We start from the raw sequence: 24,315 nt of genomic DNA, 5'->3' as shown, positions 1-24,315 counted from the left end.
AACAATGTTTCATGTCCGACCGTCCACAAGGTCACGACACGGTAACGATGATCAGCCGCCAAAGCCCTCAAATGCGCTCCACTGAACGTCAAAGGGACGGCGTCGAGGACCCTCGGGCGTTTCCCGCAGCCGGCCACGCCTGCTTCACTGTGGCCGCTCGATCGGGCGCACCCACGCGCTCACGTCACTCACGGGGAGTACTTGACATGATCAGGAGACGACTGCGCCTACGCGCCGTCGCATCGGGCGCGGTGGCCGCCGTCGCCATCGCCACGGCCACGGTGCCGCTCGCCATACCAGCCGCCGCCGCACCGGCAGCGCCGAAGCCCGCCGTCGATCCGAAGAAGGCACTCGGCGTCGACGCGGCCCTGGCGCAGGCCAAGCGGACCGGTAAGCAGGTCGAGGCGACCGCCGCCGGCACCTCGACGGAGAAGCTGACCGCCCTTCCGAACGGCCAGATCCTGCTCAGCCAGAGCGCGGTGCCGAACCGCAAGCGCGTGGGCGCCGACTGGAAGCAACTGGACCCCACCCTGTACCGGCGGGCCGACGGCGCCGTCACCGCGACCACCACCACACACGACATCAGCCTGTCGGGCGGTGGCAGCGGGCCGATGGCACACCTGGTCAGTGGGGACCGGTCACTCACCCTGACCGCCCCCGTCGCGCTGCCGACCCCCACGCTCGCCGGGCCGACGGCGACGTACCCCAACGTCCTTCCCGGTGTGGACCTGACCGTGACGGTCAACGCCCAAGGCGGGTTCTCCCACGTCTTCGTGGTCAAGGACGCGACAGCGGCGAAGAACCCGAAGCTGGCCACGCTCGAACTGGCCACCACCGCCAAGGGGTTCACCCTCGACGCCGACGCGGTCGGCAACATCAGCGGTCGGGACCGCACCGGCGATGCGGTCATCACCGCGCCGGCCCCGACCATGTGGGACTCCTCGGCGGGTGCCACCGCCGCCCCGACCGGGCGCAGTAGCGCCGCGTCGACGACCGCGGCCCCGGGCCGGGCGGCTCGCACCGCCGCCATCGGGGTCTCCGTCTCCCCCGGCAAGCTCGCTCTCAAGCCCGACCGCAAGCTGCTCACCGATGCCGCGACCGTCTACCCGGTCTACATCGATCCCAGCTTCAACTGGAGCGTCACCGGACCGCGGATGTCCGGCTGGTCCAGCATCTCGTACCAGCACCAGTCGACGAACTACTGGAACAACACGCCCGACCCGCAGGGTCGGATGCAGGTGGGCAACTCCGGCGAGCAGCGCTCGAACACGCTCATCAACTTCCCGGTGCCGTACAGCACCCTCACGGGCGCGACGATCAACGACGCTACGTTCAAGATCACTAATACCTGGTCGTGGAGCTGCACCAAGAAGACGGTAAACGTCTACGCCCCCGCGACGACGTTGTCGAAGTCGAACGCCAGCTGGGACTACTGGGAGGACCAGAGCAAGGGCCCCCTCGCCGCGTCCGGGAGCTTCGCCTACGGCTACAGCGGCTGTAGCGCCCAGGGCGTGTCCTTCGACATCACCGACCAGATCAAGACCGACGTCGCCAACAAGAAGGCCACCCGGACCCTGTGGATGATCGGCGGCAACGAGGCCAGCGACGATGAGAGCTGGAAGGAATTCCTGGAGACCAGCCCCACGCTGGAAATCCGCTTCAACCACAAGCCCAACAAGCCGACCGGCATGACCACCTCACCGCGCACCGCCTGCGGCGGTGGGTCGATGGTCGGCGACAACCCGGTCTACCTGTACGCCCCGGTTTCCGACCCCGACGGCGGCACCCTCGGCGTGAGCTTCAAGCTCTGGAAGACCTCCGACTCCGCGCAGACCGCCCTGGCATCCTCCAACCCGAACCTGCTCACGTACTCGTCCGGCAGCACGGGCGTGCTGATCGTGCCGGTCGCCACGCTGCGCTCCGCCGCGGGCGGCGCCATCACCAGCTTCTCCTGGAAGGTCCAGGCGACCGACTTCGGGGCGTCCAGCGACTGGTCGACGACCTGCAGCTTCACCTACGACCCCACCCGGACCGGCGCTCCCGACATCAGCCAGCCGCAGGGGCAGTCGAAGATCGGCGAAGAGGTCAGCTTCGCCGTCACGCCGCCGAGCACCGGTACCCAGCCGGCCAGCTACAGCTACCAGCTCAACGGCCTGCCCCCGGTCAGCATCTCCGCCTCCGCCGGCACCGCCTCGGTGGTCGTGACGCCGACCCGGTTCACCAACACCCTCGCCGTGACCAGCCTCTCGACCGGTGGGAACTTCGGCGAGACCGCCACCATCACCTTCAACGCGGATCCCGCCGACACGGCGGCTGACGCGGACCTCACCGGTGACGGTGTCGCCGACCTGCTGACCATCGGCGCCCGCAACGGGCTGCCCGCCGGCCTCTGGCTGGGCACGGGCATGAACAGCGGCGCGGTACGCACCACGGTCAACGACCTCGGCGCCCGGGGCAACGGAGTCACCGGCAACGAGGACCCGTCCGACTTCAACAACGGCCAGGCGATCTCCGGCCACTTCTTCGGCTCCGGTCTGCAGGACGTCCTCGTCTACTACACCGGGGGCGTCAACGCGGGCAACGGCATCGTCCTGCGGGGCAGCGGCGACGGCTCGGTCATCCAGCCGTACAACAACCAGGTGAGCGTCTCCGGCGAACTGCTTGTCGACAGCAACGGCAACGCTCCGCTGCAGTTGGCAAACGCCGGCGACTCCCGAGCGACCGGAAGCACCATCCCGGACCTGATCGGCACCAGCGGCGACGCGACGAACGGGTACTTCCTCAACTACTACCCGATGGCCTTCGCGGCCGGCCTCTACTACTACGCGGGCAGCACCACGACGCTCACCCCGGCCGGTGGCGTGGACTGGAACAACTGGACGATCGCCACCGCCCAGGTCAGCGGTGGCACCGCCATGTTCCTCTGGAACAGCAGCACCGGCGCCCTGCACCTGTGGACGAACCTGGCGTACAACCAGGACACCAACCAGCTCACCTACACGCCGTACACGCTCTCGACCAACTGGAACCGGGGCGCGTCGCTAGCCCTGCGGGCCGCCGACGCCAACTCCGACGGCACTCCCGACCTGTGGAGCGTCGGCGGCAACGGCCTGACCACGGCGTACCTGGTGAGCGGCCTGGGCACCACGCCCACCATCGCCACCCAGCAGGCGCAGGGCCTGGTCACCGCCAAGCACACCTGGCCGCTCGACGACGGCACGGCCGGAGCGTCCGCGGCCACCGCCGGCGACATCACCGGTGGCAGCACTCTCACCGGCACCGGCAACGCGTACTGGCACGAGGGTGACCTCTTCAGCCCGGACCTGCGGCTCAACAGCGATGCCACCGGCACGGGCGTGGACGCCAACGGCACCGGCAGCCTGGTCAGCGCCGCCAGTCCGGTGCTGGTCGACACCACCAGGTCGTTCAGCGTCGCCGCCTGGGTGAAGCCCACCACCGCCGGAAAGATCATCCTTTCCGAGGAGGGATCGCGCTCGGCCCGGTTCATCCTCTGGCAGGAGCAGAGCGACAACACCTGGCGGTTCGGGATGGCCCGATCCGACAGCGACGCCTGGGCGTACGACCAGGCCATCAGCGCGCCCAACGCCCAGCTCGGAGTCTGGACACACCTGGTAGCCACCTACAACGCGACCACGAGCACGATGGCCCTGTACGTCAACAACAACCTCGCTGGCACGGCACAGCACGCCGCAGCCGTGTCCTGGCCCAGCACCGGTCGTTTCGTGATCGGTCACTACCGCTACAAGGGCGCGCCGAGTTCGTACTACTCGGGTCAGGTCAGCAACGTGCAGCACTGGGACCGGGCTCTGAACCCGGCCGAGGCCACCGCGCCGGGCAACTACGCCCAGATGCTCATCGCACCAAACGTCCGCGACATCACCGGCGACGGCCGGGGCGACATGCTGGTCAGGCAGGGCAACGGCGACGTGCTGCTGCGCCGCGGAACGAACCTGGACGGCACGCTCACGTTCGATGCCGGCGTGGTGGTGTGCGGCAAGTGCGGCGGTTACGACTCGTTCAACATGGCCGACGCCAACAATGACGGCAAGTTGGACTTCTTCATGCGGCAGATCAGCACCGGTGACATGTACGTCTATACGAACACGGTCGCCAGCGGCGACCCGGTCTGGGGTGGCCGCCAGCTGGTCTGTGGCAAATGCCTCAACTTCGGCCTGTCCGACCTGGGCGACGTGAACCGGGACGGCAAGACCGACCTGTTCGTCAAAGAAAACAGCACCGGGAACATGTACGCATACCTGGGCAGCGGTACTCCAGGCGGCGAAGTCACCTGGAGTACCCGGATCATGCTCTGCGAATTGTGCGGCGGGTACGATCAGGCGAGCGTCGAGGACGCCAACAACGACGGCAAGACTGACTTGATCATGCGCAATGCCAGCACCGGCGACATGTGGGTCTACCCCAACACGGCCGCCAGCGGAACGCCGGCCTGGGGTCCCCGTGTCCTGGTCTGCGGCAAGTGCAAGGACTTCGATATGAGTAGCCTCGGCGACGTCACCAACGACGGGAAGATGGATCTCATGGTCCGTCGCAGGAGCAACGGCACCCTGGCCCTCTACCCGGGCAACGGCGCCCCCGGCACCGTCACCTGGGCCTCGCCCACGCTGATGTAGAACCGAACACGATGTAACCCGAATGGCCGGAACCCCCCGGGCACCGCGAACTGCGGTACCCGGGGGGTTCGCCTATGCGGGCTGAGCCGGAGGGAGTAGAGGTCAGACCAGGCCGGCGTCGCGGAGGAGCTGCCACAGGCCGGCGCCGTCGGGCGCGGACAGCCACTTCTGCCCCACCGGCCCCGAGGACGGCCGTCCGGCCGGGGCGGGCAGGCTACCGGCCAGCACCGACTGGGTCGGGGACAGCCGACGGATCGCCACCCCGGCGACGTTCTCCGGGTGGGCGGCGGCGAACTCGCGGTAGATCTCCTGGTCGTGCTGGCCGTCGTCGCCGACCAGGAGCCAGCGCACGTCGGGAAACTCCTTGGCGAGCCGCGCGAGGGTGGAACGCTTGTGCTCCATGCCGCTGCGGAACCAGCGGTCGGCGGTCGGACCCCAGTCGGTGAGCAGCAGCGGACCGGCCGGGTAGAGGTGCCGGGACAGGAACCGCGTCAACGTCGGCGCGACGTTCCACGCGCCGGTGGAGAGGTAGAAGACCGGGGCGCCGGGGTGCGCGGTGACCAGTCGCTCGTAGAGCACCGCCATGCCGGGTACGGCGGCGCGGGCGTGCTCGTCGAGAACGAAGGTGTTCCACGCGGCGAGCAGGGGTCGGGGCAGCGCCGTCACCATCACCGTGTCGTCGATGTCGGAGAGGATGCCGAACTTGACCTCCGGGTCGAGGATGCGCACGGGGGCGTCGACGGGCTCGGCGTCGGGGACGCTGAGGCGTACGGTGCCCCAGCCGGGTGGCAGGTCGGCCTCGACGAGCGTGTCGACGAAACCGCTGCGGTCGGCCTGGGCCTCGTGCCGTACCCCGCCGGCCTCGATCTGCACCGTTACGTGCTTGGCGGGCAGGGTGGTGAAGCTGCGCCAGCCACGCACCTTGTCCAGCCGACCCCGCTGGCGGTTGTCCGGACGGCCCAGCAGCACCCGGCACATCACACGTACCCAGCCCGGCCGGCCGTAGCCGGTGTAGGCGACGATGTTCATCCGCCAGCCGGTGCGGCGCAGCCGACGCTCCACGAGCTGGTGCACGGCGTCTTCGATCCGCGCGGCCCGGTGCAGATTCGGCACGGCAAGTTCGCCGGCGGGTGTGGGTGGCACGCGCCAACCCTGCCACACGTCGTCGGCGACGGCCACGCGAGCGGGTCCGAACCGCAGCCCGCCAGCCAGGTCGTACTGCGCCGAAGCGGCCCGACCGACCGTCGGTCCGTGAAACACTCCGGTCGGGACGACGACGGGGGCGTGGTCGTGTCGCATCCAGAGCAGCACCGCGGGCGGTGGCGTCCGCGACTTGACCGGCCGGCGCTCGTCGCGCTGCTGTTCGGGCTGGTCGGCGTCGGGTACCGGCTGGTCCTGACGCTGTACACCGTCCCGGTGTCGAACAGCGACGAGGCGACCTTCGGGCTGGCCGCCCTGCACATCGGGCAGCGCCGGGAACACCCCGTCTTCCTCTACGGCCAGCACTACATGGGGATGCTGGAGTCGTACCTGGCGGCGCCCCTGCTCGCGGTCTTCGGGCCGAGCTGGCCGGTGCTGCGGCTGCCGATGCTGGCCCTGTACGCGGTCTTCCTCTACCTGGTGTACGCGCTCACCCGCCGGCTCTACCCGCCGTGGTTCGCCGTCCTCGTCGTCGGACTGCTGGCGCTGGGATCCGAGCGGGTGGTGCGTGACCAGCTCACCGTGGTCGGCGGTCGGCCGGAGGTCAAACCGGCGGTGCTGCTGATGCTGCTGATCGTCGTGGGGCTGGCCGCCGGGTCGGTGCGCCACCGTCGGCTGGCCGTCGCGCTGTTCGGGCTGCTGGCCGGGCTGGCCGCCTGGTCGGACTGGCTGATCCTGCCGTACCTGGCGGTGGCCGTGCTGGCCCTGCTCTGGGCGGTGCGGCGGGAACTGCTCGGCTGGGCCGGGCTGCTGCTGGTGGCGGGTTTCGTGGTCGGGATCGCGCCGATGATCGTCGACAACCTGCGTGCCGGGCCGGGTGAGGACTCGCTGACGGTGTTCCGGGAGGTCAGCACCAAGGCCGGCCCGCTGCCACCGTGGTCGGACCGGATCCGGGGCGGCCTGTTGGAGGGAGTGCCGCTGGCGCACGGGCTCTGCCCGGTCGACGGCTGCGGTCGCTGGCAGCAGTGGTTCGGACTGCTCTACCCGGCGCTGCTGGTGGCCGCCGCGGCGCTCGCGCTCGTCGCGTACCGCCGGGCCGTGGGCACGACACCCGGCGAGCCCGCCGCCGGCACCCTGCGCGGCGGCCGGGCCGAGGGCACGCCACGGGCCGCGCGGGTCGGGCCGGTGGTGCAGCTCGCGCTGGTCGTCGGGGCGGCGTTGACCCTGCTGTCGTACGTGCGTAGTCCGCTCGCCGCGACCAGTCCGCTGGACAACGCCCGCTACCTGTCGGTGCTGCAACTGTCGCTGCCGGCGGTGCTCTGGCCGCTCTGGGCGGCGGCCGTGGCCGGCTGGCGGGGCACGGTGGGCGTGCTCGGCCGGCTGATCGGCGCGCTGGCCGCCGCCGTGCTGGCGGCGCTGACCGCGACGACGCTGGTGGTCACCGTGCTCTTCGCGGTCAGCGGCGCCGCCGCGTCGCGGACCGAGGAGCGCCAGGCCCGGGAGTTGGCCGCCGCGCTGCGCGCCGACGGACCCCACGAGGTGTACGGGGACTACTGGACCTGCAACCGGCTGATCTTCAACACCGACGAGGCGGTGGTCTGCGGGGTGCTCGACGGCGACCTGTCCCCGGGGCAGAACCGCTACCGGCCGTACTGGCGGCAGGTCGGGCGGGCCGCGCGGCCCGGCTACGTGGTGGAGGTCGACTCGCCGATGGACCGGCGGCTGCGCCGGCTGCTCGCCGACCGACCCGACGCCGCACCGGTCCGCGAGGTGGGTGGCTATCGCGTGTACCACCCCGACACCCCGGTGCGGCCCTGGCGCTGAGCACGGGTCGTACGCTGGCCGGGCCGCCGCCGTACGCCGTCCGAGGAGACCCGATGCTCATCCTGCTGCCGCCCTCGGAGGGCAAGGCCGACGCCGGCACCGGACGGCGGTGGACGCCGGACAAGCTGTCACTGCCGGAGCTGAACCCGGCCCGCGAGCGGGTGCTCGACGCGCTCGTGGCGCTCAGCGCCGGGCCGGACGAGGAGGCGGCGTTGGCCGCGCTCGGGCTCAGCGACGGTCAGCGCGGCGAGCTGCGCCGCAACGCCCGGCTGCGGGAGGCGGCGACCGCCCCGGCCGAGCGGCTCTACACCGGGGTGCTGTACGAGGCGCTGGAGCTGGCCACGCTGCCACCGGCGGCGCTGCGGGCGGCCCGCCGGTCGATCCTCATCAGCTCCGGCCTGTGGGGCGCGGTACGCCTCGCCGACCGGATTCCGCCGTACCGCTGCCCGATCGGCGTCCGCCTGCCGGAGGTCGGGGCGCTGTCGGCGTACTGGCGCAGGGAGTTGACGCCGGTCCTGGCCGGCGCGGCCGGTCGGGGCCCGGTGCTGGACCTGCGCTCCGGCGCGTACGCGGCCACCTGGACGCCGCGTGGTGAGCTGGCCGAGCGGACGGTCACCGTGCGGGTGCTGCACGAGCGGGAGGTCGACGGTGTGCCCGTCCGCTCGGTCGTGAGCCACTTCAACAAGGCGACCAAGGGACGGCTGGTGCGGGATCTGCTCCTCACCGGCGCGAAGCCGCGCACCGCCCGGGAGTTGGTCGGCGCCCTGCGCGAGCTGAAGCACACCGTGGTGGAGGAACCGGCCGCCGCCGGGCGGGTCCGGCAGGTGGATCTGGTGGTCACCGAGCTGTAGCGCAGCGGGAGCCGCAAGATTTGCTCAAGGCTGGGCGGGACACATTCCGTAACGGCCGCGCAGGGGCCACGGTAGGGGAACCCAGACTCCGACGAGGGAGCCCCCGTTGGCCCGCGATCCCGCCCTGCTCGACCGGCCCCGCCCACCGGCGACGCCACCCCCGCTGGACTGGCTGACCCTGGGCGACGCGTTCGAGGCGTCCTGCCTGCTGCGCTGCACCGCGCCTCCGACGGGCGCCCGGTCGAGCGCCCCGCCACCGGCGCTCGCGCCGGGGGTCGAGTTCAACCGGGAGGACGCCGCGCAGCGGATGCGCCAGCTGCTCGCCCGCCTCGACATTCCGGTCACCCAGGAGGTGACGGTCGGCGGACTCCGCCGCCGCTACGAGGTGCACCGGCTGTGGGTGCCGCCGGAGCACCGGGGCACGTACGGCCGGCTGATGGATGCCGGCTGGTGGCAGGGACGTCGGGAGCTGTTGGGCGGTCCCCTGCCGGGCGCCTCGCCGGCCCGCCGCCGGTGGGTGTCCCGCCTCGCGGCGGCGGCCTGGCGGTCGGCGCTGCTGGCCGGCGGGCGGCACGTGCGCCGGCACATCCTCGGTGTGCGGCTCACCGACCGGGAGTTGGCCGCCGTGCTGATCCGCGGCGCGGCCGTGCTCGACGTGCCGGCCGTACTCCGCCCGGGCACCGGTTGTTTCCTGGTGAGCGTGGCCGACGGGCCGGACCGGGAGCGCATCCTGCACAGCGCGTCGTTGGAGCCGGCGCGCGCCGCGGTGTCGACGCCGGGCCGCCGCCCGGTCTGCTGAGCGCAGGCCCGTACCGGCGGTACTGACGGGTGCGGGCTTGCGCCTGCCCGTCGGAGCGCGCACAGTGCACCGCGTGGGTCGTACCTCGTCTCCTCGGGCCGGTCGACGCCGCCCGGGAGCGGCGGCGCTGGCGCTGGTCGTGGCCCTGACCGTCGCCGGCTGCCGGGACGACCCGGCCGAGCCGGTGGAGATCCGGATCGCCACCGGCAGCCCCACCGCCGTCTACTACGCGTTCGGGCAGTCCCTCGCGACCATCCTCAACCGCGAACTGCCCGGGGTACGGGCCAGCGTGGTGATCACCGCGGCCTCGGCGGAGAACGTCCGCCTGGTCGGCTCGGGGGCCGCCGAGCTGGGTTTCACCCAGGCCGACGTGCTGCCCACCAGCCCGACGCAGAGCCCCTCGGTGGACGCGGTGGCCCGGGTGTACGACGACCAACTGCACCTGGTCACGACCGACGGCGGGCCGGTCCGTACGGTCGGCGACCTGCGGGGTCGGCGGGTCTCGGTGGGCGCGGCCGGCTCCGGCACCGAGATCACCGCCAGCCGGCTGCTGGAGGTGGCCCGGCTCGGCGGCGACGCGGTACGCCGGGAACGGCTCGGCCTGGACGACTCGGTGACCGCCCTGCGCTCGGGACGCATCGACGCGTTCTTCTTCTCCGGTGGTCTGCCGGTGCGGGGCATCGAGGAGCTGGCCGGGCGCAGCGCCACCCGGATCGTCGACCTGGGCGAGTGGACGGAGCCGTTGCGTGCCCGCTACGGGCAGGTCTACGTCTCCCGGGACATCCCCCGCTCGGTGTACGGGATTAACCCGGTGACCACGGTCGCCGACCCGAACTATCTGATCGTGCGGGCCGACCTGCCGGAGCCGCTGGTCCGGGACGTGACCCGACTGCTGATGGAGCGCCGGGCCGAACTGGGCGCGGCACATCCGGCGGCGGGACGGATGAGCCCCCGCTCGGCGATCGCCACCGCGCCGCTGCCGCTGCACCCGGGCGCCGCCGCCTGGTACCGGGCCGCCAAGCCCTGAGCTGCCGGGTCGCCGCAGCGGGCACGCGGCCTGAGTCGCCGGTCCGCTAGCGCGCCGGGGTGGGCCACCGGTCGGCGGCCGGGTCCCCGTCCCCGTCCAGCGGCTCTTCCGCCGGCTCGGCGGCCGGGAACCACAGGCCGGCGACCAGCCCGCGCGGGGTGCCCGCTCGCATGGTGAGCCGCCCGTCGGAGGCGTCCACCAGCACGGCGGCGATGGTCAGGCCGAGCCCGGCGCCGTCGACGTTCTGCGCGTCCGGGGCCCGCCAGAACCGCTCGGTGGCCTGGCGGAGTTGACTCTCGGTCATTCCCGGGCCGGTGTCGCGCACCTCCAACAGGACCCCGTCGTCGCGGCGGGCCACCGTCACCGTCACCGCCCCGCCGGCCCCGCTGAACTTCACCGCGTTGTCGATCAGGGCGTCCAGCGCCTGGTCGACGGCGGTCGGCACGGTCCGCGCGTACGCGGGAGCGTCGCTCGTGGCCAGGCGCAGCGCGACCGACCGGTGCCGGGCCAACGGCGCCCACGCCGCCACCCGGGAGGCCGCGACGGCGGCGGCGTCCACGCTGACCCGCTCGTTCTCCTCGCGTTCGGCCCGGGCCAGGGTGAGCAGCGCGTCGAGCACCAGCGCCAGCCGGTCGGTCTCCTCCAACGCCAGCCGGTGCTCGGAGCGCCCGTCCGCGTCGGTGAGGCTGGGACCCAGCTCCTCCACCCGCAGCCGCAACGCCGTGAGCGGATTGCGCAGCTGGTGGCTGGCGTGCGCGACGAAGGCACGCTGCCGGTCCATCACGTCGGAGACCACGTCGGCCATGTGGTTGAAGCTGGTCGCGAGCCGGCGCAGCTCCGGCGGGCCGAGTCGGTGCTGCACGCGGGCACCCCGGTCGCCCTCGGCGATCTCGTGGGTGACCGCGTCCAGCTCGGTGACCGGCCGCAGCACCCAGCCGGCCAGGCCGAACGCGGTGAGCACGCAGGCCAGCACGACGAGCAGGCCGGCCACGGTGAGCAGCAGCCACCAGGTGGTCACGGCCCGACGGATCTCGCCGGCGGGTGTCACGATCACCACCGCGCCGAGGACCTCACCGCCGTCGTTGATGGGCACCGCCACCACCACCGGGCCGGCGGACCAGGGCCAGATCGACTCGGGCGCGCTGGACTGCTGCCCGGACAGCGCCACGTCCAGGACCGTGGCGGTGCCGGTGGACCGCCAGCTCGCCGAGTCCACGACGATGCCCCGGTCCCGGTCGACGACCGCCGCGCCGATCCCGTACAGCTCGTCGTAGCTGCGCAGCTCCGCCCCGATCGGGCCGGGCTCCCCGCCGCGCAGCGCCGGACCGGCCAGCGAGGCGAACCGGGTGGCGTCGGCGAGCCGGTCGGCGCGTACCCGCTCGGTCTCCCGGCTGGCCAGGGTCACCGCGAGCGGGCTCTCCAGCGCGACGAGGACGAGCACCATCAGCAGCAGGTAACTGATCACCAGTCGACGGCGCACGGGGTCCCCTCACGCATCGCGCAACCGGTAGCCGACCCCACGGACGGTCTCCACCAGCCGCGCGTCGCCCAGCTTGCCGCGCAACGACCCGACGTGCACCTCGACGGTGTGCGGATCGCCCCAGGTGGTGCCCCAGGCGTCGAGCAGGATGCGGTCGCGGGGCACCGCCACCCCCGGCTGGCGGGCGAGCGACAGCAGCACGTCGAACTCCTTGCGGGTCAGCGTTACCGCGCGCCCCGCCACCGTCACCGTGCGGGCGGCCACGTCGATGCGCACCGCCCCCGCCTCGATCAGGTGCCGCTCGGGGGCGGCATTGGCGGCCCGGCGCAGCACCGCCTCGATCCGGGCTTGCAACTCGACCATCGAGAACGGTTTGACCACGTAGTCGTCCGCGCCCAGGCGCAGCCCGAGGACCCGGTCGCGCTCCTCACCCCGCGCGGTCACCGCGATGATGCCGAGCTGGCTGCTGCGCCGGCGCAGCTCCCGACACACCTCGGTGCCGTCGCCGTCGGGCAGGGTCAGATCCAGCAGCACCAGGTCGCAGGGGGCGGCGGAGAGCGCCGCGGCGACGGTGGCGGCGTGCTCGACCTGGTAGCCACGACGGGTCAGGGCGGAGGAGAGCGCGGCGGCCACCCGGCGGTCGTCCTCCACCAGCAGGATCCGCACCGTGCCCCCATCCGTCGCAGCCGTCCTGCGAATGGTGGCAGAAGGCCGCCGCGAGCGGGAGGGCCGGCTCCGGTCAGGCCCTACAGACCGAACGTGTCGTCGGCGACCGCGTCCCGCACGCCGTCGGTGAAGCCGCGGAAACCGGGGTCGTCGTGCCGGGCGGGCACGCTGGTGACGTTGACGCCGCTGGCCTGGGTGACGGCGTCGACCAGGGGCGGAAAGTCGATCTCGGCATCGTCGAAGGCGTCGTCGTCCGCCTCGGCCAGGTTGATCACGTGCTGCACGTCGTCCGACGGGGTGTCCGGGTCCTCGGCCCACTCGCCGCCGGCCCGGTAGCACTCGTCGTACAGCCCGCGCTGGGTGTCGGTCCAGTCGTCGTCGTAGCTCGCCATCGTCCATCCCCTTCCGGCGGGTCAACCTGAGCATGACGGGCGGCGGCCGACGTCGGCGGCGGTACGGCCGAAACGTGGGCGACGTAGTCTGCGGAGGTGATCTACAAGCTGTTGCCGACCGTCGAGTGGGACGACGCCCGGGTCGCCGGCGCCGTCGCCGGCTCGGCCCTGGACCACCAGGACGGTTTCATCCACCTCTCCGCCGCCGACCAGGTGGTGGAGACGGCCCGCCGGCACTTCACCGGCGTCACCGGCCTCACCCTGCTGGGCGTGGACGAGGGTCGGCTGGCCGACGCCCTGCGCTGGGAGCCGTCGCGCGGCGGGCAGCTCTTCCCCCACCTGTACGGGCCGCTGCCGCTGAGCGCGGTGGTGACGGCACGGGCGTTGCCGGCGGACACTCCGGTCGCCGACGCGGTCGCCGCCCTGCTCGACTGAGTCACACCCCTTCGCCGCCGACACGACCGCGCCCGGTCCGACAGGTGTCGGGCCGGGCGCGGGACGTGGTGCGCGGTCAGCGGCAGAGCCGGGTGATCTCCTCGGCGAACCGGTCCATCGGGTTGGCCTCCGCCGGCCCCAACAGGTAGGTCTTCAGGTCGCGGCGTGCCTCCGTCATCGGGTCGTCGCCGGCCCGGGTCACCGCCACGATCTTCTCCAGCTCACCGCAGTCGGCGGAGAGCAGGTACGCGGCCCGCGCGGTCGGGTACTCCCGACGGAACTCGTCCTCCGGCAGGCCGGCCGGGTTGGCCACCACGTACGGCCGCTGACTCTGCACGAAGTCCGAGACCACACTGGACACGTCGCTGATCAGCAGGTCGGTCTGGTTGAAGCAGTCGAACAGCCCGGGGGTACGGCCGGTCACCACGACGTGCGCGGTGCCGTCCAGGGAGGCCGCGTTGGGGTTTCCACCGGCGGAGCGGATCGCCTCGACGATCCGGTCGTGCACCGCCTTGGCCGCCTTGGACCGGGACCCGGTGAGCGGGTGCGGCTTGTAGACCAGACGCACCCCGGGGTTGCTCGCCAGCAGGCCCTTGACGATCCGCTCACCCATCAACACCAGCGAGGTGTGGTACGGGTCGTCGTCGAGCCAGCCCTCCCAGGTGGGCGCGTAGAGCACGGTGAACGGACGGTCCACCGACTCGGCCCCGAAGGTGTGCACGCCGGCCAACTGCGGCCGGCCGATCTCCACGATGTCCGAGTCGAGCACGCCCACCCCGGCACGGGCGTACCGCTCCCGACCGGCCAGGCCCGCCACCCACACCTCGTCGTACACCTTGCTGTAGGGGTTGACGCTGGCCTGCTTGTCGCTGTCGCCGTGCCCCACGAAGACGTGCTTCATGCCGGGCTCGCGCAGCATGTGGATGTTCGCGCCGACGTTCGCGGCGTAGAGGGCGGCGCGGACGCTGCCGAGTTCGAGGTTCATGAAGTCCACCCCGGCCGGTACGCAGAGCACCGGCAGCCGGGTGTCGGCCAGCTCGAAGAACGCCTCCCGGCTGCGCATCAGCACCACCGCGCGCTGGTTCAGCGCCTCGGTCGGGGCGAGCCACATGTTGGCCTGGTAGACGTCCTTGGCCGGGCCGGCGAAGTAGAGCGCCACCTCGGGCCGGTGGGTGTCGAGCCAGCGCTGCACGGCCGGCATCAGCGGTCCCTGGCCGGAGCCTCGACCGCGCAGCCACGTCACGGCGATGATCGCGCCCACCACCCCGGTCGCCGCCACCGTCAGAGCGGCGGCGACGAAGTACGGCGTCGGCTCGTGCCGCACGGCTGCGACCACCGCGGCCGGGACCAGCAGGAGGTTCAGCAGGGGCATCCGGTCCCCCGCGACGGCTGCCGCCCAGGCCGGCGGGCGAGGGGCCGAGCGCAGGGGGCCCAGCTCGATGTTGCGGACCAGGGCAGACTGCGGGTTACGACGGTCGATCATGGTGGAGAGCGCGCCCGCGAAGACCGAGACGACCCACACCGCCGCCGGCAGGATCAGCAGGAAGCTCAACTCGACGCCGTCGAGCTCGACCTGGGCGGCGACCAGCAGCACGGCCGACAGGTCACGGGTCAACTGCCGGTAGGAGAAGTTCAGGCCGACCTTCTCCAGCAGCAGCTGCGACGGCGGGGACCAGCGGGCGGCGGCGAACTCCCCGACCACCGCCGCCAGCCCGGCGACGGCGAACAGGCCGACCCAACCGAAGACTCCTGCGACGAGCATGACCAGGTAGGCCAGCACCAGCAGCGCGCTGCGGGCGGCCACTCCGATGCGTCCTGTCAACGTGCCGAACAACGAGTTCGCTCCCTACGATTTTCGAGGTGGACGCATGCCCGTGGTGCGTCGATGACACTCCCCGTCGCGCATGACCTACCGCGCGGCCGGAGCGGCGGGCCACGGATGTGGTGACCCACACCCCGCACGGCGGGCGGTAGTGATGACTGCGACCTTAACGCGAAGACACCCAGCGGTGTCGCTCGGGTATCGGGCGCACATTTCGGTCACCGCACCGAAACTGCCGGTGCCGCATTGTCGCGGCACCGGCAGACCCAGGGGCGGAATGCTCAGCCGACCCGCCGGAAACACGTCATCGCTCCGGGCTTGCCACGCTTCGCGAACTCCTGGTAGCCGAGCTGCGGCGCCAGGTCACGGGCGTACTGGTTGCCGTTGTAGACGCAGATGGTGCCCACATCCAACCGATCGAGCGCCGGTGCCAACTCCGCCGGCGTCGCGGTGGTGGCGCCGTCGGCGAAGCTGGCGAGCAGCAGCCGGTCCTTGGCGAACTGGGAGTTGAGGTCGTACTCGACGAGGTAGAAGTCACGCGGTAGGACGACCCGAACCTGGCTGGTGACGACGAGCGAGGTCCGCATGATGGTCTTCGGCGCCAGCAGCAGGCCCGCGGGCCGGTCCAACCCCTTGATCCAGAAAGCGATCGACTGGCGCTGCTGCGGCAGCTTCCAGGTGGGCCGCTCGTGCACGTCGACCCAGCTCTTGGCGGACCACATCGGGGTGGCGAAGAGCGTGAACGAGGCGACCAGCAGCACCGCGATCCCACCGGACGCCGCACGACGCAGCACCGGCGTGGGGGCCGGCACGCGAACCGTGCAGAGCAGCCCGATCAGGGTCGGCAGGGCGAGCAGCCACGGCACCCGCCACAGCACGACCGAGATGCCGCTGAGCGCGCTCAACGTCTCCAGCACACCGGGGACGAACAGCACGCTCAGCGCCAGGGTCGCGCCGGCGGTGAGCAGCGCGGGCGTACGCCGACGGGCCAGCAGTGGGCCGCACCAGAGCGCCAGGCCGGAGATCACGCCGACCACGCCGAACAGCAGGGTCCGCTTGTAGGTGTACGCCGCGTCGAAGAAGGCGTCGTCCGCGCCGTCGGCACTCAGGCCGCCGAGCAGGATCCGGGACACCACCAGGGACCCGATCGGGTACGTGAGGGCGGCCACCGCCGCCACCACGGCGAGCTTCCAGCGCCCGACCAGCACCATGGCGAAACCGGCGGCCCCGACCAGCATCGGCAGGATGATCGCGGCGGTGTTGGTGAGTCCGATGGCGGTGATCGAGAGCGCCACGATGAGCAGCAGGCTCCGCCGGGTACGCCGGTCGAACCACTCGGTCAGGTAGAGCCACATCAGCGGGATGACGGCCGAGACGAACATGCCCTTGCCCTCGTAGAGCCGGGGCAGGTGGAAGGTGCCCAGCGCGGCGTCCCCACCGGCGACCAGGTACAGGTACGCGACGGCGACCGTGAAGGCGAGCACCGGCCGCCGGGGTGCCCAGCGCTGGGTCAGCCGCCAGAGCGCGAGCACCGCCAGCACCGCCATGATCGGCAGCATCACGTACCAGGTGGCCGAGGCGCCGTGGATCCCGAGCACGTTGGCGAGCGCGCCGTCGAACACCTCGATCGAGGGGATGGGGGGTTGCGAACCCATCGCCGGAAGGACGTTCTCGGAGAAGAGGAAGTCGTTGAGCGGAACGAGGTCCCGCTCGGCGATCCAGACCGACTTCCCGACGTAGTAGACGTCGTCCGGGGTATTGCGGGCGAGGAAGAACGAGGAGATCCCGACCAGTACGGAGATGACCAGCGCGTACGCCGACTGCCCCGCCGTGGGCCTTGGCGCGATCGAGGTGGGCGTCGGGCCGTCCAGCCAGACCCGACGCAGCAGCAGGATCCCGCCGGTCGCCGCGAGCAGGCCCGCCACCGCCGGGATCCACCAGGAGACGGCGGCGCCGGTGCCGATGACTCCGGCGCTGACCGAGGCTACCGCGGCGGCGGCGAGCACGCCGATCAGCAGCCGCCGGTCGACGGCGGGCCGCGTCCCGGTCGGCTCGACCGGCTCGGCCGGTCCGCTCTCCTCGCGGAGGGCGGCGGAGCGGCGTCGGGCACGCAGCATCGCCACCACGGCGAGCAGGACGCAGGCGACCACCCAGATCCGGAAGGTCACCGACGGACGCAGATCCGCCAGGAAGGCCGCGTGGTAGATGACGGTGAAGAGCGCGAACGCGACCACGGCCCCGTCGGTGAGCAGCGTCGGGGCGGCGGCCACCAACGCGCGTACGCGGGCGGCGGGGCTACGGTCGGGGCCCTGACCCGACCGGGACACCGGCTCGGAGCGCGGCGTCGGGTCCGGGTCAGTGGGCGCGACGGCGATGCTGTCGACGTTGGCCACGGGCGTCCTTCTCGTCAGGCGGATCTGGGGGCGAAAGGTCGATGTCGGCTCGGTGACGGCCGGGTGTCAAGGGGGCAGCCTAGCGGAGCCGGGTGGCCCGCCAGGTCCCCGTCGTGGGTGGTGTCGCGGGCCGGGTCAGCCGGATACCGGCGTCGCCCTCGGCCGGGGTACGACGCCGGTCGCGCCGAGCCCGACGGCCACGGATTCGACCAGGTTGTCCAGGTAGCTGTCGGTGAGCGGCAACCGGGCGATGGCGAGCCGCCAGTAGAGCGGGCCGACGATCAGGTCGACGGCGGCGTCCGGATCGGTGTCGGCGGGCAGCTCGCCGCGCTGCACGGCGCGGATGACCAGGCGACCACCGATCTCCTGCTGGCGGGCGCGCAGCACCTGACGCAGAGTCTCGTCGATGGCCGGGTTACGGGCCGCCTCGGCCAGCAGGTCGGGGATGATCTGCGACGCCAGGGGGTGACGCAGCGCGTGCGCCACGGCCTGGAACAGCAGCGCGAGGTCGCCGCGCAGGGTGCCGGTGTCCAGCACCGGCAGCTTGCCGTGTGCGGCGGCGGCGACGATCTCCACCACCAGGTCGAGCTTCGAACTCCACCGGCGGTAGACCGCCGTCTTGCTGACGCCGGCCCTTCGGGCCACCGCCTCGATGGAGAGCCGGCCGTAGCCGACCGCGGCCAGCTCCTGCATGAGCGCGCGCCGGATGGCCGTGGTGATCTCGTCGCGCAGCACCGCCGCGCCGGCCGGTACGCGCCTCTTCTCGGTCGTCACCGAGGACTCTTCTCGCAGGTCACGCCCGCTAGAGTAGCGCAACGACGGTACGGTTGCGTCCCGACGTGTTTCGGACTACTGTCCACGCAGCGACGAGGCGGCGTCCCGCGCACAACTCCCACTAGGATTCCATCGTCGCGAGCAACCCGTCTGCACGAAAGATCGGAGTGCCATTTCCATGGCCACCACCGCGCTGGTCGACCCTGACACGGGCCTGACCCAGGCGCAGCTGGCCGCTCGGCACGGGCTACGGGTCGCCGGTGAGCGACCCACCCTCGTCGAGTACAGCCGCCGACTCTGGGCCTACCGGCACTTCATCGCCGCGTACGCCAACGCCAAGCTGGTCGCGTCCTACAGCAACGCCAAGCTGGGCCAGCTCTGGCAGGTGCTCACCCCGCTGACCAACGCCGCGGTCTACTACCTGATCTTCGGGGTGGTGCTGGCACAGAACAGCATCCCGAACTTCATCGCGTACCTGACCACCGGGTTGTTCATCTTCAACTTCACCCAGAGCGCGGTCCTGGCCGGCACCCAGTCGATCAGCAGCAACCTCGGGCTGATCCGGGCGTTGCACTTCCCCCGGGCCAGCCTGCCGCTGTCGACCACCATGACCCAGTTCCAGCAGCTGCTGGCGTCGATGGTGGTGCTGGTCGGCATCGTGCTGGTCACCGGCGAGCCGATCACCTGGGACTGGCTGATGCTGGTGCCGGCGCTGCTGTTGCAGGCGGTCTTCAACGCGGGCGTGGTGCTGCTGGTCGCCCGGCTGGGCTCCAAGGCCAGCGACCTCAAGCAGGTCATGCCGTTCGTCATGCGCACCTGGATGTACGGCTCCGGCGTCCTCTACAGCGTCAGCCTCTTCGAGCGGCTGCCCGGCTGGGCGACGACGCTGGTCCAGTTCAACCCGCTGCTGGTCTACATCGAGTTGGCCCGGTACGCGCTGCTCGAGCAGGCGCCACTGCTCAACGAGTCGCTGACCCAGCTCTGGCTGGTCGCCGCCGGTTGGGCCGTGGTGGCCGGAATCGGTGGCTACATCTACTTCTGGCGCGGCGAACAGGAGTACGGCCGTGGTTGATTCCCTGCCGGCCGCCGACGAGGCGACCGTCTCCCTGCCGACGCTGACGCCCGAGCGGATCCCCACCGTGGTGGTGGACGACGCGCACATCATCTACCGGGTCCACCAGGGCGCCACCGGTGGCACCACTCCGGTGGCGGCGCTGCGCCGGCTGGTCAAGCGCACCAACGCGCCGAACGTGCGGGAGGTGCACGCCGTCAAGGGCGTGTCGTTCACCGCGTACCGGGGCGAGGCGATCGGGTTGATCGGCAGCAACGGCTCGGGCAAGTCCACCATCCTGCGGGCCATCGCCGGCCTGCTGCCGGTCAACCGGGGCGCGATCCACACCCAGGGGCAGCCGTCGCTGCTCGGGGTGAACGCGGCGCTGCTCAACGACCTGTCCGGCGAGCGAAACGTCGTGCTGGGGTGCCTGGCGATGGGCATGCACCCCGACGAGGTCGCCAAGCAGGCCGCGGGGATCATCGACTTCTCCGGGATCAACGAGCGGGGTGACTTCGCCAGCCTGCCGATGCGCACGTACTCGTCGGGCATGGCGGCCCGGCTGCGGTTCTCCATCGCCGCCGCCAAGAGGCACGACGTGCTGCTCATCGACGAGGCGCTCGCCACCGGCGACAAGGGTTTCCGCAAGCGCAGCGAGCAGCGCGTCCGCGAGCTGCGCGAGGGCGCCGGCACGGTGTTCCTGGTCAGCCACCAGCTCTCTTCCGTGCGCGACACCTGCGAACGGACGATCTGGCTGGAATCGGGCCTTATCCGGATGGACGGCCCGACCGACGAGGTCATCCGCGCGTACGAGGCGTTCGCTAACAGCAAGTAGAGTGCCGGCCAACCACCGGCATCGACACGGCAACCAGGACCGCGTCGCCCGCGTTGGGGCGGCGCGGTCCGCGCGTTAAGGTTCATTCCGTCGCCGCTCGGGCGGAACTTTCCGTTAACGCAACCCTGAGAGTGAGGATCCGGCAATGACGCAGGACCAGACCACTGGCCCGGACGCCGCAACGGAGACCCCCGCACCGTGGCGGCCCTCGCGGACAGTGGCCGTGGTGCTGGCCGGCGGCACCGGGACCCGGCTGGGCCTCGGCATCCCCAAGCAACTGCTCAAGATCGCCGGTAAGCCGATCATCGAGCACACCCTGGCGGTCTTCGAGGCCGCTCCGGAGATCGACGAGATCATCGTGCTGATGGCGACCGGTCACGTCGACGACGCCCGGCAGATCGTCGAGAAGGCCGGCCTGCGCAAGGTCACCCAGGTCATCGAGGGCGGCGACACCCGCAACGCGACCACCCGGATCGCGCTGGACGCGGTCGGCCCGGCCGACTGCAACATCCTCTTCCACGACGCCGTCCGCCCGCTGCTCAGCGGCCGGATCGTGCGCGAGTGCGTCAACGCGCTGTGGACCTACGCCGCCGTCGACGTCGCCATCCCCTCCGCCGACACGATCATCCAGGTGGACGAGAACGACTGCATCACCGACATTCCGGTGCGCTCCCGGCTCCGCCGGGGACAGACCCCGCAGGCGTTCCGCTCCCCCACGATCCGTGAGGCGTACCGGATCGCCGAGAACGACCCCGACTTCGCCGCCACCGACGACTGCGGCGTGGTGCTGCGGTACCTGCCGGGCACGCCGATCAAGGTGATCGACGGCTCGGACGAGAACATCAAGGTCACCCACCCGGTCGACGTGCACCTGGCGGACAAGCTCTTCCAGCTCGCGGCCGCGCAGGCGCCCCGGCTGACCGATCACCGCAGCTACACCGAGGAGCTGACGGGCCGCACGATCGTGGTGTTCGGCGGCAGCTACGGGATCGGCCACGAGCTGACCGAGCTGGCGCGGCGCTACGGCGCGCAGGTCTTCCCGTTCAGCCGCTCCACCACGGGCACCCACGTCGAGCGCGCCGAGGACGTCGAGGCCGCGCTGACGACCGCCTTCGAGGCGACCGGCCGGATCGACCACGTGGTGGTCACCGCCGGGATCCTGGAGCGGGGCGCCCTGGCCGAGATGGACGAGGAGACGATGGACCGGGTGTTGCAGGTCAACTTCGTCGGCCCGGTGACCATCGCCCGGCAGGCCCTTCCGTACCTGCAGCAGACCAAGGGTCAGCTGCTGCTTTACACCTCCAGCTCGTACACCCGGGGTCGGGCCCGCTACGCCCTCTACTCGTCCACCAAGGCCGCCCTGGTCAACCTGACCCAGGCGCTCGCCGACGAGTGGGCCGACGTCGGCGTACGGGTCAACTGCATCAACCCGGAGCGGACGGCCACCCCCATGCGTACGCGGGCCTTCGGCGAGGAGCCGGAGAACACCCTGCTGGCCGCGGAGGCCGTCGCCCAGTCCTCGCTCGACGTGTTGATCTCCGACCTGACCGGCCAGGTCATCGACGTACGCCGGGCGCCTGGCGACGGCCCGTCCGTGCCGGCGCAGGCCGGCCCGGACCGGTCCGAGACGCCGGCCGCGGCGTCGACGAACTGACGTCGACGGCACCCCCGCGACACCGAGGGCGGCGATCGGAGCGACATGCGTGGTGACCTGGTTCGCAAGGTGGTCGCCCGGTGCCTGAGCACCGGGCTCGCCGTGCTGGCCTTCGTCGTGCTGGCCCTCACCGGCAGCACCGGGTGGGGCCTCGCGCTGGCCGTCGCCGCGCTGGTGGCGGCGGCCGCTGAGCAGCGGATCCGACCGGCCGCCGACCTGGTGGCCGAGACCGCCCTGATCGCCGCGGCGGTCCTGATCGGCTACTCCCGACGGCTCGACGACGGCTTCGACCCCGCGCTGGCCGCGACGGCGCTGGTCCTGCTGGGGCTGGTGCTGCTGGTGGGGCCGTTGCGTACCGCCGGCAACCTGGAGCTCCGGGCGGCCAACCTGCCGGTACGCGCCTGGACCCCGCTGATCGCTGACCGACTCGGCGTCGCCCTGCTGGGGCTGCTCGCGGTGGTGGCCATCGCCGCCGCGTCGACCCTGCCGGCCGTCGTGGCGCTCGCCGCCAGCCTGCTGGTGGCCGCCGCCGCCGGGGCGGTCGCGCTGGACCTGGCCCGACGACGGTTCCGCCCGACCGCCGGCGGTGGGCAGGTCGCCCGCGCGCTACGCCGGCACGAGCCGGAGTTCCTGCTCTACTTCTCCGCACCGCCCGGCTCGGAGTACCAGGTCACCATGTGGCTGCCGTACCTCGAACGGATCGGCCGGCCCTTCCTGGTGCTGGTCCGTGAGCCGGAGTTCGTCGCGCCGATCGCCGCGGCCACCGACGCGCCGGTGGTCTACTGCCCCACGCTGCGCGCGATGGACGAGGCGCTGGTGCCGAGCCTGCGGGTGGCCTTCTACGTCAACCACGGGGCGAAGAACAGCCACTGCATCCGGTTCACCCAGCTCACCCACGTCCAACTGCACCACGGCGACAGCGACAAGGCGCCCAGCGCCAACCCGGTCTCGGGCATCTTCGACCGGATCTTCGTGGCCGGGCCGGCGGCGATCGACCGGTACGCCCGCGCCGGGGTACAGATCCCGGCGGAGAAGTTCGTCGTGGTGGGCCGCCCCCAGGTCGAGTCGATCGAGGTGCGCCAGGAGCCGGCGCGGGGCCTCGCGCACCCGACGGTGCTCTACACCCCGACCTGGACCGGGCACCACGCCGACGCCGACTACTGCTCGCTGCCGGTGGCCGAGGAGCTGCTGCGGCGGCTGCTGGGGCGTGGCGCGACGGTGATCCTGCGGGCGCATCCGTACACGACGCAGAACCCGGCGTCGGCACGCCAGTTGGGCCGGCTCACCGAACTGCTGGCCGTCGACCGCGCCCGCACCGGCCGGCAGCACGTGTTCGGCGCGGCCGCCCGGGAGCTGAGCCTGACCGAGTGCGTCAACCGCTCGGACGCGCTGGTCTCCGACGTCTCCGGGGTGATCTCCGACTACCTCTACTCCGGCAAGCCGTATGCCGTCACCGACATGGGTGACGAGGGCGACCGGTTCACCGAGCGCTTTCCACTGGCCGGCTCGGGCTACGTGCTGCGGCGCGACATGTCCAACGTGGACGCCGTGCTCACGGCCCTGCTGGACACCGACCCGCTGGCCGATGCCCGCTGGGTCACCCGCCGCCGCTACCTGGGCGACTTCCCGGCCGAGTCGTACGCCGAGGGTTTCCTGACCGCCGCCCGCCGCGAGCTGACCTCGGCCCGGGAACTACCCGCGCCCGCAGCCGCCTGACCGATCAGCGGTACGGCTCCAGCAACGCCAGCACGGCCGCCGGATCCTCCAGGTGCGCGTTGTGCCCGAGACCGGACAGCGTGGCGACCGGTACGCCGTACTCCTTGAGCTGCGCGTCCGTGACCATCGGGTCGTGCTCCCCGCGGGCCAGCACCACCGGCACGTCGGTCGCCGCGAGCAGCGCCGCCAGGTCGGGCGCGCCGACGGCGAACGCGGCGTTGTCCATCGCGAGCCGCCACCGGCCGTCGACCTGACGCAGACCGGCGTCGACCATCGGGTGGTCCGGGAGGACCAGACCGGTGAGGCCGGCGACCCGCAGGTACCGGCGGGCGGCCTCGGTGCGGCTGGTGAACCAGCCCACCGGGCGGGCGGCGAGGTCCGCGGCACGGGCCAGCTCGGCCGGCGCCCAGACGGCCTTGATACCCAAGCCCACCACCGCGTCCACTGGCAGACCGGCGGCGCGGGCCGCCAGCGCCAGGCCGACCACGCCACCGAGCGAGTGCCCGAGCACCACGATGCGGTCGTCGGAGGCCAGGCCCTGCGCGACCCGCTGGGCGAAACCCTCGAAGGAGTACGACGACAGCGGCGCCGACCAACCGTGACCGGCGAGATCGGGCGCCAGCCACCGGCCGGGCCAGTGCTGCTCCAGAAGTGGCGCCCAGGGCAGCCACACGTCACCCGTCGCCCCCATGCCGTGCAGCAGCAACAGGATCGGCTCCCGGCCGGCTTGACCACCCGATTCATCCACCACGGCCGCAGTCTCCCACGGTTCGCGGCCCGGTACGAGAGCCGTTCACCGGCGTC

General features: G+C 71.9%; 18 protein-coding genes. 10 read left to right on the top strand and 8 right to left on the bottom strand.

Going from position 1 to position 24,315, the window contains the following annotated elements:
• The first annotated feature begins 206 nt into the window (after nucleotides 1-206).
• Nucleotides 207-4,652 carry a LamG-like jellyroll fold domain-containing protein gene (locus tag ACQP03_RS11650; RefSeq protein ID WP_363661114.1) on the top strand — a complete coding sequence of 1,482 codons (4,446 nt, stop codon included), beginning with the start codon at nucleotides 207-209 and terminating at the stop codon, nucleotides 4,650-4,652.
• A 102-nt stretch (nucleotides 4,653-4,754) separates the two neighbouring features.
• On the opposite strand, the gene ACQP03_RS11645 is transcribed toward ACQP03_RS11650, so the two are convergent.
• A complete protein-coding gene (locus ACQP03_RS11645) occupies nucleotides 4,755-5,795 on the bottom strand; it encodes an App1 family protein (RefSeq protein WP_357120051.1) in 1,041 nt (346 codons plus the stop codon).
• Nucleotides 5,796-5,942: 147 nt separating this feature from the next.
• On the opposite strand from ACQP03_RS11645, the gene ACQP03_RS11640 reads away from it, so the two are divergent.
• From ACQP03_RS11640 to ACQP03_RS11625, 4 genes are all read left to right on the top strand, one after another.
• The gene (locus tag ACQP03_RS11640; protein WP_433461150.1) at nucleotides 5,943-7,616 is read left to right on the top strand and encodes an ArnT family glycosyltransferase; all 1,674 of its coding nucleotides are present in this window, start codon (nucleotides 5,943-5,945) and stop codon (nucleotides 7,614-7,616) included.
• 53 nt (nucleotides 7,617-7,669) lie between these two features.
• A complete protein-coding gene (gene yaaA, locus ACQP03_RS11635) occupies nucleotides 7,670-8,467 on the top strand; it encodes a peroxide stress protein YaaA (protein ID WP_357397741.1) in 798 nt (265 codons plus the stop codon).
• A 106-nt stretch (nucleotides 8,468-8,573) separates the two neighbouring features.
• Nucleotides 8,574-9,266, top strand: coding sequence for a hypothetical protein (locus tag ACQP03_RS11630; RefSeq protein WP_357171556.1), 693 nt, complete (start codon nucleotides 8,574-8,576; stop codon nucleotides 9,264-9,266).
• Nucleotides 9,267-9,330: 64 nt separating this feature from the next.
• Nucleotides 9,331-10,293, top strand: a complete 963-nt coding sequence (locus tag ACQP03_RS11625; protein ID WP_396832214.1) for a TAXI family TRAP transporter solute-binding subunit — start codon at nucleotides 9,331-9,333, stop codon at nucleotides 10,291-10,293.
• Between the two features lie 46 nt (nucleotides 10,294-10,339).
• Here the strand turns inward: ACQP03_RS11625 and ACQP03_RS11620 are convergent, their stop codons facing one another.
• From ACQP03_RS11620 to ACQP03_RS11610, 3 genes are all read right to left on the bottom strand, one after another.
• Nucleotides 10,340-11,773, bottom strand: coding sequence for a sensor histidine kinase (locus tag ACQP03_RS11620; RefSeq protein WP_357120063.1), 1,434 nt, complete (start codon nucleotides 11,771-11,773; stop codon nucleotides 10,340-10,342).
• Nucleotides 11,774-11,782: 9 nt separating this feature from the next.
• Nucleotides 11,783-12,439 carry a response regulator transcription factor gene (locus ACQP03_RS11615; protein WP_355050323.1) on the bottom strand — a complete coding sequence of 219 codons (657 nt, stop codon included), beginning with the start codon at nucleotides 12,437-12,439 and terminating at the stop codon, nucleotides 11,783-11,785.
• Nucleotides 12,440-12,519: 80 nt separating this feature from the next.
• Complete coding sequence (locus tag ACQP03_RS11610) at nucleotides 12,520-12,831, bottom strand: hypothetical protein (protein WP_355050324.1); 312 nt, start codon at nucleotides 12,829-12,831, stop codon at nucleotides 12,520-12,522.
• A 96-nt stretch (nucleotides 12,832-12,927) separates the two neighbouring features.
• On the opposite strand from ACQP03_RS11610, the gene ACQP03_RS11605 reads away from it, so the two are divergent.
• Complete coding sequence (locus ACQP03_RS11605; protein WP_357120068.1) at nucleotides 12,928-13,266, top strand: DUF952 domain-containing protein; 339 nt, start codon at nucleotides 12,928-12,930, stop codon at nucleotides 13,264-13,266.
• Nucleotides 13,267-13,342: 76 nt separating this feature from the next.
• On the opposite strand, the gene ACQP03_RS11600 is transcribed toward ACQP03_RS11605, so the two are convergent.
• From ACQP03_RS11600 to ACQP03_RS11590, 3 genes are all read right to left on the bottom strand, one after another.
• The gene (locus ACQP03_RS11600) at nucleotides 13,343-15,100 is read right to left on the bottom strand and encodes a CDP-glycerol glycerophosphotransferase family protein (protein WP_357120072.1); all 1,758 of its coding nucleotides are present in this window, start codon (nucleotides 15,098-15,100) and stop codon (nucleotides 13,343-13,345) included.
• A gap of 269 nt (nucleotides 15,101-15,369) precedes the next feature.
• Nucleotides 15,370-17,481 (bottom strand): DUF6077 domain-containing protein, encoded by a 2,112-nt coding sequence (locus ACQP03_RS11595; protein ID WP_357398063.1) that lies wholly within the window; start codon nucleotides 17,479-17,481, stop codon nucleotides 15,370-15,372.
• A 135-nt stretch (nucleotides 17,482-17,616) separates the two neighbouring features.
• Entirely contained in the window at nucleotides 17,617-18,216 is a 600-nt protein-coding gene (locus tag ACQP03_RS11590) for a TetR/AcrR family transcriptional regulator (protein ID WP_396832276.1), read from the bottom strand.
• A 217-nt stretch (nucleotides 18,217-18,433) separates the two neighbouring features.
• On the opposite strand from ACQP03_RS11590, the gene ACQP03_RS11585 reads away from it, so the two are divergent.
• The 4 genes from ACQP03_RS11585 (at nucleotide 18,434) to ACQP03_RS11570 (ending at nucleotide 23,511) form a co-directional block, all read left to right on the top strand.
• Nucleotides 18,434-19,327, top strand: coding sequence for an ABC transporter permease (locus ACQP03_RS11585; protein WP_357120079.1), 894 nt, complete (start codon nucleotides 18,434-18,436; stop codon nucleotides 19,325-19,327).
• Nucleotides 19,328-19,331: 4 nt separating this feature from the next.
• Nucleotides 19,332-20,141, top strand: a complete 810-nt coding sequence (locus tag ACQP03_RS11580) for an ABC transporter ATP-binding protein (protein WP_357120787.1) — start codon at nucleotides 19,332-19,334, stop codon at nucleotides 20,139-20,141.
• Between the two features lie 145 nt (nucleotides 20,142-20,286).
• Nucleotides 20,287-21,795 carry a bifunctional cytidylyltransferase/SDR family oxidoreductase gene (locus ACQP03_RS11575; protein WP_357120082.1) on the top strand — a complete coding sequence of 503 codons (1,509 nt, stop codon included), beginning with the start codon at nucleotides 20,287-20,289 and terminating at the stop codon, nucleotides 21,793-21,795.
• 45 nt (nucleotides 21,796-21,840) lie between these two features.
• Nucleotides 21,841-23,511, top strand: coding sequence for a CDP-glycerol glycerophosphotransferase family protein (locus ACQP03_RS11570; RefSeq protein ID WP_357398069.1), 1,671 nt, complete (start codon nucleotides 21,841-21,843; stop codon nucleotides 23,509-23,511).
• A 4-nt stretch (nucleotides 23,512-23,515) separates the two neighbouring features.
• Here the strand turns inward: ACQP03_RS11570 and ACQP03_RS11565 are convergent, their stop codons facing one another.
• Nucleotides 23,516-24,262 (bottom strand): alpha/beta fold hydrolase, encoded by a 747-nt coding sequence (locus ACQP03_RS11565; RefSeq protein WP_357171552.1) that lies wholly within the window; start codon nucleotides 24,260-24,262, stop codon nucleotides 23,516-23,518.
• Nucleotides 24,263-24,315: the final 53 nt, after the last annotated feature.

Origin of the sequence: Micromonospora sp. CA-248212 (assembly GCF_050948405.1) — a bacterium.
Lineage (GTDB): Bacteria > Actinomycetota > Actinomycetes > Mycobacteriales > Micromonosporaceae > Micromonospora.
This window is presented reverse-complemented; position numbering and strand designations above follow the sequence as displayed.